This is a genomic window from Rossellomorea aquimaris (assembly GCF_000935355.1).
Classification (GTDB): domain Bacteria; phylum Bacillota; class Bacilli; order Bacillales; family Bacillaceae_B; genus Rossellomorea; species Rossellomorea aquimaris_B.
Genome location: NZ_JXZC01000002.1, coordinates 449156 through 464479 on the forward strand (window position 1 = coordinate 449156; position 15324 = coordinate 464479).

At 45.4% G+C, this 15324-nt stretch carries 16 protein-coding genes and 1 riboswitch; of the genes, 5 read left to right on the plus strand and 11 right to left on the minus strand.

Annotated elements, in window-relative coordinates:
• Positions 1 to 26: 26 nt before the first annotated feature.
• Genes TV75_RS09235 through TV75_RS09250 form a run of 4 tightly spaced genes read right to left on the minus strand, consistent with a single transcriptional unit; the run spans position 27 to position 5091 of the window.
• Positions 27 to 1334, minus strand: a complete 1308-nt coding sequence (locus TV75_RS09235; protein WP_052504489.1) for a hypothetical protein — start codon at positions 1332 to 1334, stop codon at positions 27 to 29.
• A 6-nt stretch (positions 1335 to 1340) separates the two neighbouring features.
• A complete protein-coding gene (locus tag TV75_RS09240; protein ID WP_044338422.1) occupies positions 1341 to 2573 on the minus strand; it encodes a M20 family metallo-hydrolase in 1233 nt (410 codons plus the stop codon).
• Entirely contained in the window at positions 2570 to 3892 is a 1323-nt protein-coding gene (locus tag TV75_RS09245; protein ID WP_044338423.1) for an amidohydrolase, read from the minus strand. The genes TV75_RS09240 and TV75_RS09245 overlap by 4 nt, the downstream gene beginning before the upstream one ends.
• On the minus strand, positions 3889 to 5091 hold the full coding sequence (locus TV75_RS09250) for a M20 metallopeptidase family protein (protein ID WP_044338424.1): 1203 nt from the start codon (positions 5089 to 5091) through the stop codon (positions 3889 to 3891). Before TV75_RS09250 ends, TV75_RS09245 begins: the two co-directional genes overlap by 4 nt.
• Positions 5092 to 5346: 255 nt before the next feature.
• Between TV75_RS09250 and TV75_RS22510 the strand changes: the two genes are divergently transcribed.
• A complete protein-coding gene (locus tag TV75_RS22510) occupies positions 5347 to 6519 on the plus strand; it encodes an SEC-C metal-binding domain-containing protein (RefSeq protein ID WP_052504490.1) in 1173 nt (390 codons plus the stop codon).
• A gap of 102 nt (positions 6520 to 6621) precedes the next feature.
• On the opposite strand, the gene TV75_RS09260 is transcribed toward TV75_RS22510, so the two are convergent.
• From TV75_RS09260 to TV75_RS09280, 5 genes are all read right to left on the minus strand, one after another.
• Positions 6622 to 7398, minus strand: coding sequence for a MetQ/NlpA family ABC transporter substrate-binding protein (locus TV75_RS09260; RefSeq protein WP_044338526.1), 777 nt, complete (start codon positions 7396 to 7398; stop codon positions 6622 to 6624).
• A 60-nt stretch (positions 7399 to 7458) separates the two neighbouring features.
• Positions 7459 to 8124 carry a methionine ABC transporter permease gene (locus TV75_RS09265; RefSeq protein WP_044338425.1) on the minus strand — a complete coding sequence of 222 codons (666 nt, stop codon included), beginning with the start codon at positions 8122 to 8124 and terminating at the stop codon, positions 7459 to 7461.
• The gene (locus tag TV75_RS09270; RefSeq protein WP_044338426.1) at positions 8114 to 9127 is read right to left on the minus strand and encodes a methionine ABC transporter ATP-binding protein; all 1014 of its coding nucleotides are present in this window, start codon (positions 9125 to 9127) and stop codon (positions 8114 to 8116) included. The genes TV75_RS09265 and TV75_RS09270 overlap by 11 nt, the downstream gene beginning before the upstream one ends.
• A gap of 71 nt (positions 9128 to 9198) precedes the next feature.
• A riboswitch (SAM riboswitch) is annotated at positions 9199 to 9304 on the minus strand.
• A 483-nt stretch (positions 9305 to 9787) separates the two neighbouring features.
• Positions 9788 to 10483 (minus strand): chitin disaccharide deacetylase, encoded by a 696-nt coding sequence (chbG, locus tag TV75_RS09275; protein WP_044338427.1) that lies wholly within the window; start codon positions 10481 to 10483, stop codon positions 9788 to 9790.
• A 20-nt stretch (positions 10484 to 10503) separates the two neighbouring features.
• Positions 10504 to 11229 carry a GntR family transcriptional regulator gene (locus TV75_RS09280; RefSeq protein ID WP_044338428.1) on the minus strand — a complete coding sequence of 242 codons (726 nt, stop codon included), beginning with the start codon at positions 11227 to 11229 and terminating at the stop codon, positions 10504 to 10506.
• A 221-nt stretch (positions 11230 to 11450) separates the two neighbouring features.
• On the opposite strand from TV75_RS09280, the gene TV75_RS09285 reads away from it, so the two are divergent.
• Genes TV75_RS09285 through TV75_RS09300 form a run of 4 tightly spaced genes read left to right on the plus strand, consistent with a single transcriptional unit; the run spans position 11451 to position 14700 of the window.
• Positions 11451 to 12758, plus strand: coding sequence for a 6-phospho-beta-glucosidase (locus TV75_RS09285; protein WP_044338429.1), 1308 nt, complete (start codon positions 11451 to 11453; stop codon positions 12756 to 12758).
• Between the two features lie 23 nt (positions 12759 to 12781).
• Positions 12782 to 14074: a PTS cellobiose transporter subunit IIC gene (gene celB / locus TV75_RS09290; protein ID WP_172655683.1), complete on the plus strand. Its 1293-nt coding sequence runs from the start codon at positions 12782 to 12784 to the stop codon at positions 14072 to 14074.
• Entirely contained in the window at positions 14071 to 14385 is a 315-nt protein-coding gene (locus TV75_RS09295; protein WP_044338430.1) for a PTS lactose/cellobiose transporter subunit IIA, read from the plus strand. The genes celB and TV75_RS09295 overlap by 4 nt, the downstream gene beginning before the upstream one ends.
• Before the next feature lie 12 nt (positions 14386 to 14397).
• Positions 14398 to 14700 (plus strand): PTS sugar transporter subunit IIB, encoded by a 303-nt coding sequence (locus TV75_RS09300; RefSeq protein ID WP_044338431.1) that lies wholly within the window; start codon positions 14398 to 14400, stop codon positions 14698 to 14700.
• A 102-nt stretch (positions 14701 to 14802) separates the two neighbouring features.
• On the opposite strand, the gene TV75_RS09305 is transcribed toward TV75_RS09300, so the two are convergent.
• Both TV75_RS09305 and TV75_RS09310 read right to left on the minus strand, forming a co-directional pair.
• Entirely contained in the window at positions 14803 to 15021 is a 219-nt protein-coding gene (locus TV75_RS09305) for a DUF2922 domain-containing protein (protein ID WP_044338432.1), read from the minus strand.
• Between the two features lie 36 nt (positions 15022 to 15057).
• Positions 15058 to 15276 carry a DUF1659 domain-containing protein gene (locus TV75_RS09310; RefSeq protein WP_044338433.1) on the minus strand — a complete coding sequence of 73 codons (219 nt, stop codon included), beginning with the start codon at positions 15274 to 15276 and terminating at the stop codon, positions 15058 to 15060.
• Positions 15277 to 15324 lie beyond the last annotated feature (48 nt).

Below are 15324 nucleotides of genomic sequence, written 5' to 3' on the forward strand. Positions count from 1 at the left end.
CTTGAACAGGGGATTTCATGTTCTCATTATTTAAGCTGGAAACGATACAACTTTCTCGGCCTGCCTCTGCCACCGCTTTGTTCTTCGCCGCTGATTTCCACAATTCCGATCCGTTCCATTTCAGTAAGGATTCTGCGTCCGTTCCGTTCGGTGCTTTTTAACCAGCGGGACAGGTCCTGGGACGTGATCTCCTCTTTGTCATAGTGACGGGATAGAGAAAGGATTTTTGAAACGATGGCCGAACTGACCGCAGCCTCTTTAAAGACTTCCTTCCATTCATTCCCCCAGTTGTTGAGAGAATAGGTAATGGACTCCGACGATGGAAGGATTTCGGTTACCGACTTATCTTCATTTACACTTACAACAATGGAGGATTCATGTTTCCTTGCATGCTGAAAAGCAAGACGCACATGGTGTTCGGCTTCTAGGACCGTGACCCCGAAACCGATCCCCACACGGATATCCAGCTCCGTATGGGCCTTCACTTCCAGAGTCAATGTAGAAAAAATCGACTCCTTCTCATGAAGATCGAGCTCCCCTCTCGTTGTATAAACGAAGAATAATCCGTCCCCTAATTGCACCATGGAGCCATTGATCTTCTGGGCAATATCCAGAAGGTTCCGTTTTAAATCCAACTCTTGATGTTTCATTTTATAAGAGAAATGTGACTCGTCCAGTGTCTGGGTGGAATAGATGACTTCGATTCCCACGATGGCAATCTGGGATTTCCGATATTTTCGGGATTGGGCCCTCTCTAACAAAAATTGCAAAATCATTCGAATGGATAAATTCGTCGGCACGACACGGTAACAAGGGATGCCTGCTTCCGTGAGACGTTTTTGGACACTTTGAATACACGTGATTGCCGTCTCGATTTCACCTTTTTTGTAAAGGGAACGGTGATAGTCCACAAGTTCATCGGGACTTCGATATCCTTCATATGGATAGCTTGAAATCATCAGCTGATTAAAGGAGTGAAATTGGACGGCTGTTTCTATTTCCTCCTTTGAAATCGTATCGATACTGATTTTATTCAATAAAGTCCGTTCTTTCATTTGTGCTTCCAGCAAGGCCCCGAAAAAGCTGGAGCCATGAAGGGGAGGAAAGCTTCCTTCCTTTTCCGTGATCCATCCTTTTTCAAGGGCGTAATAGAAAGGGGATTGTCCTGAAAAGAACCATTGATCAACCAAGCCGCGGTTCTTATCAAGAATCCCTTCAATTTCGTCCACCCCATGATAGGGGAAATTTATGAGCTCGATATTGTCAAAATTAGCAGCCACATGATTGATCCGTTGTATCGAATCATCCGGGCCAATGACACCAATTTTTATCATCAACGATTATTCACCTGCTTCTTGCTGCAAAACTTCAGCTAGAATCTCTACTCCTGCATGCAAGTCTTCTAGAGAGCTATATTCCTTCGGGTGATGGCTGATCCCTTTTTCACAAGGAATGAATACTAAAGCGGATGGCCATTTCACTGCCATGTTCATGACATCATGCCCTGCCCCGCTGTCCATTTCAAATGTTTTGTAACCCAGTGATTCCCCCGCCCGCTTGACTCTGGCTGTCAGCTCTTCATCCAATAGAATAGAAGGATTATCTACAAGAGTTTCTATGTTGATTGTAACATTAAATTCATTCTCTAAGCTTCGGCACTTTTCAATTATTTTATCTGCCATGGATCTCTTTAGGGCATCATCGACGGAACGGATATCGATCCCTGCTTCTGCTTGGCCCGGAACGACGTTCATGACGTTCGGTTTTACGTTCATCGTGCTGACGGTTGCCACGAGTGGTTTCTGTGACTGGTTTGAAAGCTTTTCCGCCTCTTGAGAAACAAATGTAATAAGGGGAGCAAGAGCCACAAGGGCGTCCTTTCGTTTCCCCATTGGAGTCGTTCCCGTATGGCCCGCCATCCCTTCCACCTTCACCTTCAATCGGATGGGGCAGGCCACACCCCGGACAATCCCGAATTGAGCGCCGTGATCTTCAATCTGGGTCCCCTGTTCAATATGCAGTTCGATGAAAGAGAGAATTTCGTCCTTGGTGCGTTCAGCTTCTTCAATGGATGACCAGTCTAACCCCGTTGATTCCACTGCGTCTTTAATGCTGACCCCGTGGCGGTCCCTTACGTTTTCTACTGATTTATCAAGAATCCCTGCCACACTTTTGCTTCCCAGTGTAGAAACACCGAATCGGGCTGATTCTTCTGAAGCAAAGCAGACGACTTCAATCGGGTTATGAGGTTTGAAACCACGTTCTTTTAAAGCTTTGACGGCTCCAAGGCTGCAGAGTACGCCCGCTGCCCCATCGTATCCACCTCCATTTTCAACAGTATCGAGATGAGATCCAGTCATGACAACATGATCGGTCTTCCCTCCCCACCTGGCAAAAAGGTTTCCAGCCTGATCCCTGCGTACGGATAACCCCAACGTTTCGGCTACATCCCTAAACACACTCATGGAGGCAGTCTCTTCCTCGGAATATCCTAATCTCGTAAATCCATCGGGCTGTTCCATCGTTTCAACCAGATTTAAAGCTTCTAGAGTTGTACTCAACCATTCTTTCAACTCGTAACCTCCTCTTTTTGTCGGGATAATTTCAAAATAAGACGTGCGAAGGCATCCACCGCCACTTTCAATACTCCCTCTTCAAAATCAAATTGATGATGATGATGTCCGTTTTCCAATGAGGTTCCAAATACCATGAAGGTTGCGCTGCCACCCTGATTTTGGACTTCATTTATCATATAGGTCACATCCTCTGAAGCCTTTAACGGTATATCATCGAGAATTTCAGATATAAATGGACTTTCTTCTCCCACTTCCTTTAACCACTGAATCCATTCAGGGTTACATGCTGCTTCAACCGTCTTGCCAACCACATCAATACCGGTTTCCACATCATAAAGATCTCCCGATGCTTGAAGGATCCGCAGGGCTTCTTTCAGCATGTACTGATTGATGGCAGTCGTTTCCCCCCTTGTTTCCATTTCGAGATGAGCCTCATCGGCTATGATGTTTCGGCCTCCACCCCCTTGAAGCTTCCCGACATTGACCCTGGTCGCCCCTTCAGAGTGTCGCGGGATATTATAGAGGTGAAGGCTTGCAGCGGCAGCAGCCAATAAGGCATTCTTCCCTTTTTCAGGCTCGAGACCCGCGTGTGCAGCCTTTCCTTTATACGTAACGTTTATTTTGGAGGATGCTAGAAATGAATGAGTCGTAGCATACACTCGTCCAAGCCTCGTATCCCGGATTCCGATATGACCGCTTGCAAAGTAATCGACATGCTCAAGCCAGCCTTTTTTCACCATGGCTTTTGCTCCCCGTCCACCTTCTTCAGCAGGCTGGAAGAGGAGAGTGAACCTTCCGCTAAGCTGATCTTTGTAAGCTGACAGGAAATTGGCCACTCCCAGGCCGATGGCAGCGTGACCGTCATGACCGCAGGCATGCATGATTCCTTCATTTTGGGAACGAAAGCCTTCTCTCATTGGCAGATGGTGATCAGGATCATTCGCTTCTTTTATGGGCAGGGCATCGATATCGAATCGGAACGCCATATGAGGACCGGGCTTTCCTGTATCGAATGTGGCAGCCAATCCTGTATGCCCGCCTTTCATTTTGTCGAGCCAGCTCTTTTCCACACCTTCTCCCATGGCTCGTTCTTCTTGAAGGAGTAAATATTCCGGTGTGGGAACCCCCATTCGCTCACTGGACTCCAATGCATCTTTTCCAAGATGAATCGTAAAGCCAAGGTTGATTAGTTCTTTTCCGATCAGATAAGACGTGACATATTCAGTGAATCCAAGTTCGGGATTCTGATGAAAGGTACGTCGGAAGGCAGCGAGTGCCGGCGAGATTTCATGAATAAAATGTTCAACAGTGCTCATTCTTCTTGACTCCTTTTTTCGAATTTTTTCAAGGTATCCAGTGCAAGTTGAGCCATCACTTCGACCCCTTTTCGTAAAGCACTTTCATTTAATTTAAAACGCGGGTCATGGAGGGGATACTGGGTTTCTGTTTCCTTCACAGATGTTCCCAGCCAGTAGAAGGCACCGGGATATTTCTGCAGGAAACGGGAGAAATCCTCTCCTCCAAGCGACGGGGAGACCACTGGAGTAGAATGTTCCCCAAGTACTTTTTGAGCAGCGTTCCGCACTTCATCCGCCCATTGAGGAGTGTTGATCGTAGCTGGGTATCCATCTAAATAGTCTATGGCCATGTTGGCCCCGAAGCTTTTCCCGATTCCTTCAATAATGGAATGGAAACGATCCTTCACCATTTCTTTCACTTCCGGTTTGAAGGTCCTGATGGTCCCCTCTAAGGTCACTTCATCAGCAATGACATTGTAGCGGTAACCTCCTTCTATTTTCCCGATGGTCAGGACGGCAGAATCGATTGGATCCGTATTCCTGCTCACGATCGTTTGAAGCTGGGTGATGAGGTTATTGGCAATAATGATGGCATCATTCGATTGATGGGGCATACTCGCATGTCCGCCGGAACCTTTGACGGTAATCTTGAAGCGGTCTGAAGCTCCCATGATTTCATGAGGCAGCACGCCGACTTCTCCGACAGGCAGATCCGGCCACACATGCTGTCCGAAAATGAGGTCCGGAGTATATTCATCGAATACTCCATCGTCCATCATTTGCTGAGAACCTCCTACAGGGGCATTCTCCTCCGCCGGTTGGAAGACAAGAAGGATCGTTCCTGCCATCTCCTCCTTCAGTTGATTCAATACTTTTCCTGCACCAACAAGCATGGCAGTATGGGCATCGTGACCACAGGCATGCATGGTGTTTTGAATGGTGGATTTATAGGCTAGATCATTTTCCTCCTGGATCGGCAGTGCATCGATATCGGCTCTCAGTGCGACCGTGCCCCCAGGTTTTTCTCCTTTAATGATGCCAAGCACTCCAGTTTTGGCATAGCCCGTTTTAAAAGGGATACCTGCCTCGGACAATTTTTCCTGAATCGTTTTCGATGTTTCGAATTCCTCTCCGCTCACCTCAGGATGTCGGTGAAGGTGTCTGCGTAATTCAATGACTTCATTCTCTACTGATTGGACAAGCTGCTTTAACTTCATGAAAAATCTCCTTTTTCCGTCGATTGATTATTTAAGGAAAAGTTCCTTAATAATACCGTTAATACATATATTCGATAAAAACTTGGAAAATCCTTTGCGATTCGAGAAAAAGAGGGACGGACCTCCGTTTTTTCGCGGAAGCCCGTCCCTATCACATTTTCCTGTTCTGGCTTTGGGTTAGAGGTCCGTCCCTCTTTCCTTTTCCTTACTCACCCATTACACTATAGGGAAATATGAAAGATAAAGGATGGTAGGATGAAAGGTTTTGTTGAAAGGGTCGAGCCTTATTTTTTGAGTGAGGACCCATTTGTGCAGAGGTATGCCATTGAAATGTTGGAGGATACTTATTTACCTGAAGGGGATACGTTTTTGACTGGATTGAAAGCCGTTGATCGGGGACCAGTAACAGAATATTCATCCCCTGTTCTTCCTGGTTTGATGTACTTACCCCTTAATGAAGAAGGGTTGAAAGAAGTAGTAAATCGACTAGATGCCATAGCCGAAAAAGATAACAACCGACTGTTCTACATTCAATTAGTTAAAAACGCCAGCACGGAATTATTAATCACATACAGAAATAGAGTAAGGCAATATGTTGGTGAGGAACAGTTAAAAGAAGTAGAGAAGCTTCCTTCTTTAACGATAGAAGAGCTATATATGGCGTTGGCTGATGTTATGGTCTACTTGGATGAACATGAGTTTAATCAAGCCCTTTATGATCATGGAAAAAGAATGATCAAAGAACTTGTTAAAAAAGGCGGCATCGAAAGCTGGGAAGTGCAGAATGGACTTCAGAACAATATAGATAAAGAGGAATTTTTCGGGTTTGAAGGAATTTATAATGTCTACATGGCAGGTGAAATGAAAGAGGAAAGTGTAGTCCCTCAATTAGCGAATCTCTTCAAAAATGAAGAAGAAGGAGACTTTTTATTTGAGGAGACGGCAAATGCCCTGGTCAGAATAGGGACGGACCTGGTAGTGAGTGAAGTTGAAAAAGTAGCACTCTATGGAAATACCTATTTCTACGCTTTGGATGTACTTGGAAGGATCAAAACCAAAGAAGCTGAAAGAGCATTACTCAGACTGTTTGATCAAGCGGAAGACCTAACCGCCAAAACGATCATTGCAGATAATCTATGCCGCCATTTATCAACAATGGCCATCCCCAAGATAGAAGGTTTAATTGAAACCGGGTATGAAGATGGGCTGCTTTGTTTAGAGGAATCACTATATGTCAATTGCGTCATGAATGGCATCCAACACCCTAAACTTCCAGAATGGAGACACTTTCTGGAGCTAATGGAACTTGAAATGTTGAATGAGCCACCTGCTCTAATAACGCAACCCGTCATAAACGACGAAAAAGTAGGGCGCAATGACCCTTGCCCATGCGGCAGCGGAAAGAAATATAAAAAGTGCTGCCTATAAAATGAGGGACGGACCTCCGCATTCTGCGGAAGCCCGTCCCTTTCACATTCTTATACTAAATTTCCTGATTGGAGGTCCGTCCCTCTAATCCGTCCAACCACTCTATTCCATCCACTCAGGCTTACCAAAGCCTTTGAATTCTTCGTCGATCACTTTTTCGAATCCGTCTGCTTCGACGACTGCTTTGATGTCTTTCGCCAACTGTGAATCAACGTCCTTCGTATTTACAACCACTCGGTTACGATACTGATCAGGCATGTTCTCCAGTTGAAGTGCATCAAGTAAGTCCATCTTGGCAGCCAGGGCGTAGTTCCCTGGAACCGCTGATAAGTCTACACTTTCTACAGCCCGTGGAAGCTGAGCCGCTTCAATCGGTTTAAACTGCAAATTTTTCACGTTTTCAGCAATGTCTTTTTCTGATACCGTCAACGGATCCGTGTCCGGCTTTAACGTGATCAATTTCGCATCTTCTAAAATCTGAAATGCGCGTGCTGCGTTCGTCGGGTCGTTTGGAATGGTAATGGCGCTGCCTTCTTTGATATCTTCAATCGAATCAAACTTCTCCGAGTAGATTCCCATCGGAGCAGTAGGTACGACAATCACTTCGGATAATTCCATGTTATGCTGTTTCGCAAAAGTTTCCATGTAGATTTTATGCTGGAAAAGGTTCGCATCCAGATCTCCCTGGGACAGTGCATTGTTCGGCTGGATGTAATCACTGAACTCCTTCACTTCAACCGTGTATCCTTTTTCTTCAAGACCGGGCTTGATCGCTTTTGTCACCATATCACTGTATGGTCCTGATGTCGCTCCGATGGTCACCTCTTTTTTATCTTCCGAGCTTGTCTCGTCCCCTCCGCAAGCTGCAAGAATACTCATTGTTACCGTTAATGCCACTAATAAGATCCACTTTTTCACTTGTTGTTCCCCCTAGAGTAGTTATCGTTTATCGACTAATCGTGCAAACACATCACCCGTATATTGGATGAGTTGAACCAAACAAATTAAAATGACGACGGTCGTGATCATCACGGTATTGTCATATCGGTAGTAACCGAAGCGAATCGCCAGGTCCCCGACTCCGCCTCCACCGACGATGCCGGCCATGGCTGAATAGGCGACTAAACTGATCGTTGTAATCGTGATCGCCTGGATCACCGCTGGACGAGCTTCCGGTAACAGCACGTCCTTGATGATCATCCAGGGGCTTGCCCCCACTGAAACCGAAGCTTCGATGACACCTTTATCAATCTCCCGGAGCGACGTTTCAACCATTCTCGCAAAAAACGGAATTCCCGCAACAGAGAGTGATACCGATGCTGCCGTCGGTCCGATCGTGGTCCCGGTCAATAATTTGGTCAATGGTAAAAGTGCGACCAATAGAATGATGAACGGAACCGAACGCACCATATTGACGACAAACCCTACGACCTTTTTGATCAAACTATTTTGCAAAAATAAACCTTTGTCTGTTACGAAAAGAAGGATCCCGAGGGGCAACCCCACTAAAATCGCAACTCCCAGTGAAATTCCCACCATATACACCGTTTCAAAAAAGGCTTTATTCAATTCTGGTAAAATCGCAGTCAATGAATCAGGCAGCATTCTCAAGCACCTCCAAGCTCTGCGTCTTCAGCGTGATGAACCGGATCGCGGCTTCGATTTCTTCATGGGACCCGATCAGTTCCATGATGAATATCCCCAGGGGAACTTCCTGAATATATTCGATCTTGCCGTGAAGGATGTTGCCGCTCACTTTGTATTTCTGGAACACTTCTGAAACGACGCTTTCCTCTGCGATCGACCCTTTGAATTGGATTTTGATCAGCTTACCTTTCCTTGATTCCACGAGGTGTGCCGGGAGTTCAAATTGAAGAATCGTTTCGATGAATTGCTTCGTTAAAGGCTGCTTAGGTTCTGCAAACAAGTCGTATACCGGACCTTCCTCCACGATTTTCCCATCCTGCATCACGGCCATCCGGTCGCAGATTTCCTTCACCACTTCCATTTCGTGGGTGATGAGCACGATCGTCAACCCTAGTTCTTTATTAATCTTTTTTAAGAGTTGCAAGATTGATTTGGTCGTATTCGGATCAAGTGCCGACGTCGCTTCGTCGCAAAGCAAAACCGATGGGTTGTTCGCCAGTGCCCTTGCAATCCCGACTCTCTGCTTTTGTCCTCCGCTGAGCTGGGCCGGGTAGGCGTCCGCTTTGTCTGAAAGACCGACCATCTCCAGGAGCTCGACGACTCTGGGCTTGATTTTCGATTTCGGAACACTGGCCGCTTTCAAGGCAAAAGCCAGATTGTCAAACACCGTCTTGGATTTGATCAGGTGAAAATGTTGAAAGATCATGCTCGTTTTCTGGCGGGCTAACCTTAGTTGTTTGGAGGTGAGCTTCGTAAAATCCTGTCCATCAATGATGATTTCACCCGATGTCGGGGTTTCTAGTAGATTCAGGCAGCGAATGAGTGAACTCTTTCCTGCTCCGCTGTATCCGACGATCCCGAAGATTTCGCCCTTTTCAATTTTTACTGAAACGTTATCGACACCGACCACGGTTTGCTTTTTTGTTTTGTAGGTTTTAACTAGATTTCTAATCTCGATCAATGTGCACACCCCTTTTTTGTCCCAATAAAAAATGCCTCTTTCAACTGAAAGAAGCATCGCCTGTTTATCTCGACTTATCTCTCAGAATGAAATCATTCTGCAGGAATTAGCACCGTTCCAATATTGGAGGTTGCCGGACGTCGTAGGGCCTGATCCCTCGGTCACTCTGGATAATTGAAAGTATGTAATTTTCTAATTTTTTAATCTTATAGAGGATAATACTGGGTATGTGAATGGAAGTCAATAGGGAATTTTTCAGTTGTTTTTATGTAAGCGTTATCTATATTGATGCACTGGGATAGGGATTTTTTTAGGGGGAGCGGATATGGGTTTAATCTGGGGGGACGTTCATCCGTTTTTTTACAGTCGATAATATATTCTTAAAGTCGATAATATATCTCTAAAATTAATAATAAAAACTCTAAAGTCGTTAATAATACTTCTCTCCCCCCTATCAATCCATGTATTTCACAACGATTTCAGATAAAATCCTGCCTTATGATCATCTCAAAGACCAAAAACCACACTCATAGCGATAAAAACCGCTTCTTTTCACCTTGAATCTCCAAAACCAATACAAAAGGCACTGCCTTCCAGAGCAGCACCCCGATCATTTGTCATAACAACTCGCACCAACTTGTAATCTTTCAATCAACCAAATTAAAACGTCCACTCCTTAATCCCCGTCAACACATCCAACTCCCTCAACCTCTGCTCACAATAAGACGAATTCTCTCTCAAGTATGTATCAACATAAGCCGGATGACACATAATCTCAAGCGTCTCACCTTCCTCCCTGCTGTCCAATATCCTCTTTAATCCTTCAACCGACACTCCGTCACCATAAAAGTCCATCGAGAAACGGTCGGTTAACACATTCATTCCATCAAATCCATCACAGGGCACATTCCGGACCGGCACCCCAAAGCGCTCCGACAACCTCTTCACCACAGGGATCAAAGGCCGAAAGCTATGAACATGGTGATGACTGTCGATATGGGAAAGGGGCAGACCGAATGATAAAAATTTATCCACCTGAGCCTCCCACTCCATCTCAACCTGATCCACATTGATTTCTTTTTCTTCAAAAATCCTGCTGGTGTATCGGAAAAGGCCTCTTTCATCCTGTAGTGATGCTACCCCGCCCGAAACGGGTCTCCCACATGTCAGCGTTAAATGGATCCCAACCTGTAATTCCGGATAAAGACGTGCTAATTCCACCGCGTGTAAGGTCCCCGGCATATTGACCAGCATCGTTGTCGAGTTGACGATTCCAAACCGGTGACTATCGACGATTCCGTAGTTCACCCCCCGGCATAAACCAAAATCATCTGCGTTGACGATCACATTCCTCATAATCCCCCATCCCCTTTTCTCTAATAGGTTCTTTCAACAAGAAAGCTCGCTTTATCTCCTCTGAAGATCGCTTTGGAAAATTCGATCACCGATCCATCCTCTACATAAGCCGTCGTCTCGATCATAAAGCAAGGCGTCCCCTCTGATACCTCAAGCTTTTCTGCCACTCGTTCATCTGCTAAAAATAATTCAATCGTTTCGACGGTCTTTTTAATTTTTATCTCAAACTGTGTTTCCAGGAGCTTGTAAAGTGATCTTTCACATTCGTCTTTATCAAGCCCGGGCGTCTTGTACCAGGGCAGATAGGCCACCTCATATTGCAGGGGCAGCCCGTCTGAATAACGAATTCTCTCTAACCGATTGACGGGATCTCCGTTCTTCAACTCCAGCGCTTTTTCCACTGTTGATTCTGCCGGGATGACATTCATGCTCAGTACCTTGATCTTAGGTTTCTTACCTTGTAGTCGCAGTTGCTCTGTGTAATTGTCGATCGTCGATGACAGGATCTGACTGACTTTCTGTTCTGCGACAAAGGTTCCCCTTCCTTGCTCCCGATACACGTATCCTTCAAGTGTCAGCTGCTGGAGCGCCGTCCGGATCGTCGTACGGCTGACGTTGAACTTTTCGCAAAACTCCGCCTCTGTCGGCAGTTTAGTATTCGGTGCGTATTCTTTATTTTTAATCATGTGGATGATTTCTTCTTTTACATGCGAATGCAGGGCCTTTGCTTCTTGTGTCTCTTTCATTTTGTTTCTCCCTTCCACTTTCTTCCTATATTTGTTATAACACACCCACGTTCAATTCTCTATTCCTATTCATTTTATCATAAAAATAATTTGTTATTACAATTAAATAAAAAACAGTCATAAATTTTATATTTGTCATTACAATATATAGACGAGCGAAAATTTGTATGATACATTATAAAAAACAGAAATCGCTTTCAAAATGAAGGGAGATCGACAGAATGTCATTAAAGGTGGTCATAATCGGAGGCGGATCAAGCTATACACCAGAAATTATCGAGGGGTTCATCCACCGATACGAATCTTTTCCTATTACGAACATCACGCTTGTAGATATCGAAGCAGGAAAGGAGAAGCTTGAAATCATCGGGCAGCTTGCTCGTCGAATGATCCATAAAGCAGGTGTGCCGATTGAATTGGAATGGACTCTTAACCGGCGCGCTGCCTTGATCGGCGCTGACTTTGTGACAACACAAATCAGGGTGGGCGGCCTCTCAGCCAGGGAAAAAGATGAACGTATTCCGTTGAGTCATGGGGTCATCGGTCAGGAAACCAATGGAGCAGGCGGTATATTCAAGGCCTTGCGTACCATTCCGGTCTTGATGGAAATTTGTCATGACATCCAGCAGATTTGTCCCCATGCATGGCTCATTAATTTCACCAACCCCGCAGGCATTGTAACAGAAGCCCTGCTTAAATACAGCCCTCACAAAAAAGTCATCGGGGTATGCAACATCCCGATCAACATGAAAAACAGTGTGGCTGAGATGATGAATTGTACTGCAAATGAAGTACAAATCGAGTTTGTAGGGATGAATCATTTTGTATTTGGAAAAAGGGTTTGGGTCAACGGTCAGGATGTCACAGATCAGGTTCTGCAAAAACTGATCCATCAAGAAGTGGATTACTCACCGGCCAACATCGTCTCCCTCGGATGGTCGAAGGAATTTTTACAGGCCATCGGGATGCTTCCCAATCCTTATCATCAATACTACTTCCAACGGGACTCTGTGTTGGAAAAGGACCTTCAAGCTTATAGTGAAAACGGTACACGGGCAGAGGTTGTTCGAAAAGTTGAAAAAGAACTTTTCATACAATATATGAAAGAAGAGTTGAACGAAAAACCAAAAGAACTGGAAAATCGAGGAGGTGCCTACTACAGTGATGCTGCCTGCAGCCTCATGACGAGCATTTACAACAACTCAGGGGACATCCAAACCGTCAATACACTGAACAATGGATCCATCCCTGACCTGCCTCACGACGCTGTCATCGAAGTAAACGCTGTCGTTACGAGGGACGGACCTCGGCCAATCGCCATCGGACCGCTTCCTCCCTCCGTCAAAGGGATCATCCAACAGATGAAAGCGTTCGAAGATCTCGTCATCCAGGCAGCAATGTCCGGTGAGTACAATCATGTCTATCAGGCCATGGTGATGAATCCGCTAGTACAGAACGAAGGGGTAGCAAGACAACTAGTCGATGAATTATTGGAAGCTCACAAAGAGTTTTTACCGCAATTCAATTAATCTAGTAAATGGGGGAAAGAGAAATGAGTAAAGTAATGGGGTTTATGGAAAGCAAGTTTATGCCGATTGCAGGACGAATCGGGTCACAACGGCATCTCGTCGCCACCCGTGATGGATTCGTTTCGATCATGCCACTGATCATCGTCGGATCTTTGGCTGTCTTATTAAATAATCTGCCGATCGATGCCTTTCAAAATTTTATGGCCTCTGTGTTCGGCGAAAGCTGGAAATCCGTCGGGGGCAATATGTGGAATGGGTCATTCGCCATCCTCGGACTGCTCGTCGCCGCATCCATCAGTTATCATTTAGCCAAGTCCTATCATATCGATGGGCTATCTGCAGCGTTGGTATCGATCGCTTCACTCATCATCCTCACGCCGGTAACGGAAGACTGGGGGATTTCCTACGCGTGGACAGGAGCACAAGGGATATTCGTCGCAGTGATCACGTCCCTCCTTGTCACAGAATTATTCAAAGTGTTGATTCGTTCCAAGTTTACGATCAGTATGCCGGACGGTGTACCTGAAGGGGTCGTAAAATCATTTAAAGCCCTGATCCCGGCTACGATCATCTTGATTCTTGTTGGTCTTATTCAAGCTCTCTTAACTTCCTTTGCAGAAAAAAGCATCTTTGAAATCGTGTTCACTGTGGTTCAGGAACCACTGCAAGCTGTATCCAACTCACTGCCATCAGCCATAGTTGTAGCCTTCTTAAATCATTTCCTTTGGTTCTTCGGCTTACATGGCACGAACATATTAGGTCCGATCATCGAACCGATCTACCTTCCATTGATTGAGAAAAACCAGCAGCTGTTCGCAGACGGCATGAGTGCCTTCGACGTTCCATACATTGTAACGAAGCCATTCTTCGACGCATATGTGTACATGGGCGGATCCGGTACGACCATTGCCTTGATCATCGCCATCTTCCTTGTAGTGAAAACGAAGCATTACCGCACAGTCGGAAAATTATCTGCAGCGCCTGGGGTTTTCAACATCAATGAGCCGGTCATCTTTGGATTGCCGATCGTGTTAAATCCGCTTATGTTTATCCCGTTTTTACTGGTACCTGTCGTATTGACAGTTACATCTTACCTGGCACTGAGCTTAGGAATTGTACCTAAAACCGTCGCGATCGTTCCTTGGACGACACCACCGATCATCAGTGGATACTTGGTAACAGGGGGATCATGGAGTGGAATCGTGCTTCAACTCGTGAATCTGACGATCGCTACACTTATGTACATCCCATTCCTGTTTGCATCTGAACGTGCCCAATTAAAGAAAACAACCGAAACGAGTGATAAAATCGCATGAATGCAAATCTGACTTTAGAAGAAATCTCTTTTCATATCATTTTACATGCGGGAAACGCCCGGTCCTCAGCCATGGAAGCCTTGCAAGCAGCTAAGAAAAAACAATTCGAAACAGCAGAGGAAAAAATGTCCGAGGCAGCGAAAGAAGTACATCAAGCTCACCACTATCAAACGCAATTACTTCAAAAAGAAGCAAGTGGTGAAAATCAGAATCCTACGATTCTATTGATTCACGCCCAGGATCATCTCATGAACGCCATCACCGTCAAAGAACTGGCACAGGAAATCATCGAAATCCATCAAAACAAGTAAGGAGTGCTTCATATGAATATCATGCTGGTCTGCTCGGCAGGCATGTCAACGAGTATGTTAGTCCAAAAAATGCGGAAAGCTGCTGAAGAAAAAGGTCTTGAAGCCACGATTAATGCTACATCCGAAGCTGATTTAAGCAATCATTTAGATAAACTGGACGTCATCCTGATCGGACCTCAAGTCCGCTATCTATCTTCTAAAATCATTGAAAAGGCAGAGCCTTATCAGATTAAGGTGGATGTCATCGATGGGATGCACTATGGGATGATGAATGGTGCGAAGGTATTGGAGCAGGCTGAGGGGCTGTTGGGGTAATAATCGTTTCATGAAAAAGAGTGACCTGTAACAGGTTACTCTTTTTCATATTGAGGAACATGAAGAAAGTGCCCCCCTTTACAGGAGGACACTTCCAATCGATTACATTACTTCATAGTCCGTCACATTACGCTCTACCACCCGGGCTCCCTCAACGCTCACGAATGCTCCGTTTGAACTTCCGAACACATTGGTCGCGATCAGGTTATCCATCGCTGCTTTCACCGCCACAGTATCGATCGGTTCGACGGGGTCATTGATGGATAGTTTAGCTGGCTTCCCCGTTTCCGTTTGGAATTCCAATTCTAATACTTTTGCCATCCTGTCTCCTCCTCTCTATTAAGATATTGTTCATCCTTACTCGTTAATATCAAAGCTTTGCACCTTCTCGATGTTATACAATCCTTTTGAAGAAAGACTTGCCAGCGATAAAGCCGCACTGTTCATCTCATCCGCTGTTGCCAGTGCATTGATGTAGCTGTACGATTTGTATACAAACTTAGGATTCCCTTTCTCGTCCAAACCATCGTTGTAAGCAAGTCGTATTCTCGTCGATTTCAAATCCGCAGTTGCCATGTGCCTCACCTCCCTTCACCCTTTATATAGGGGATAGAGAAAGGAAGG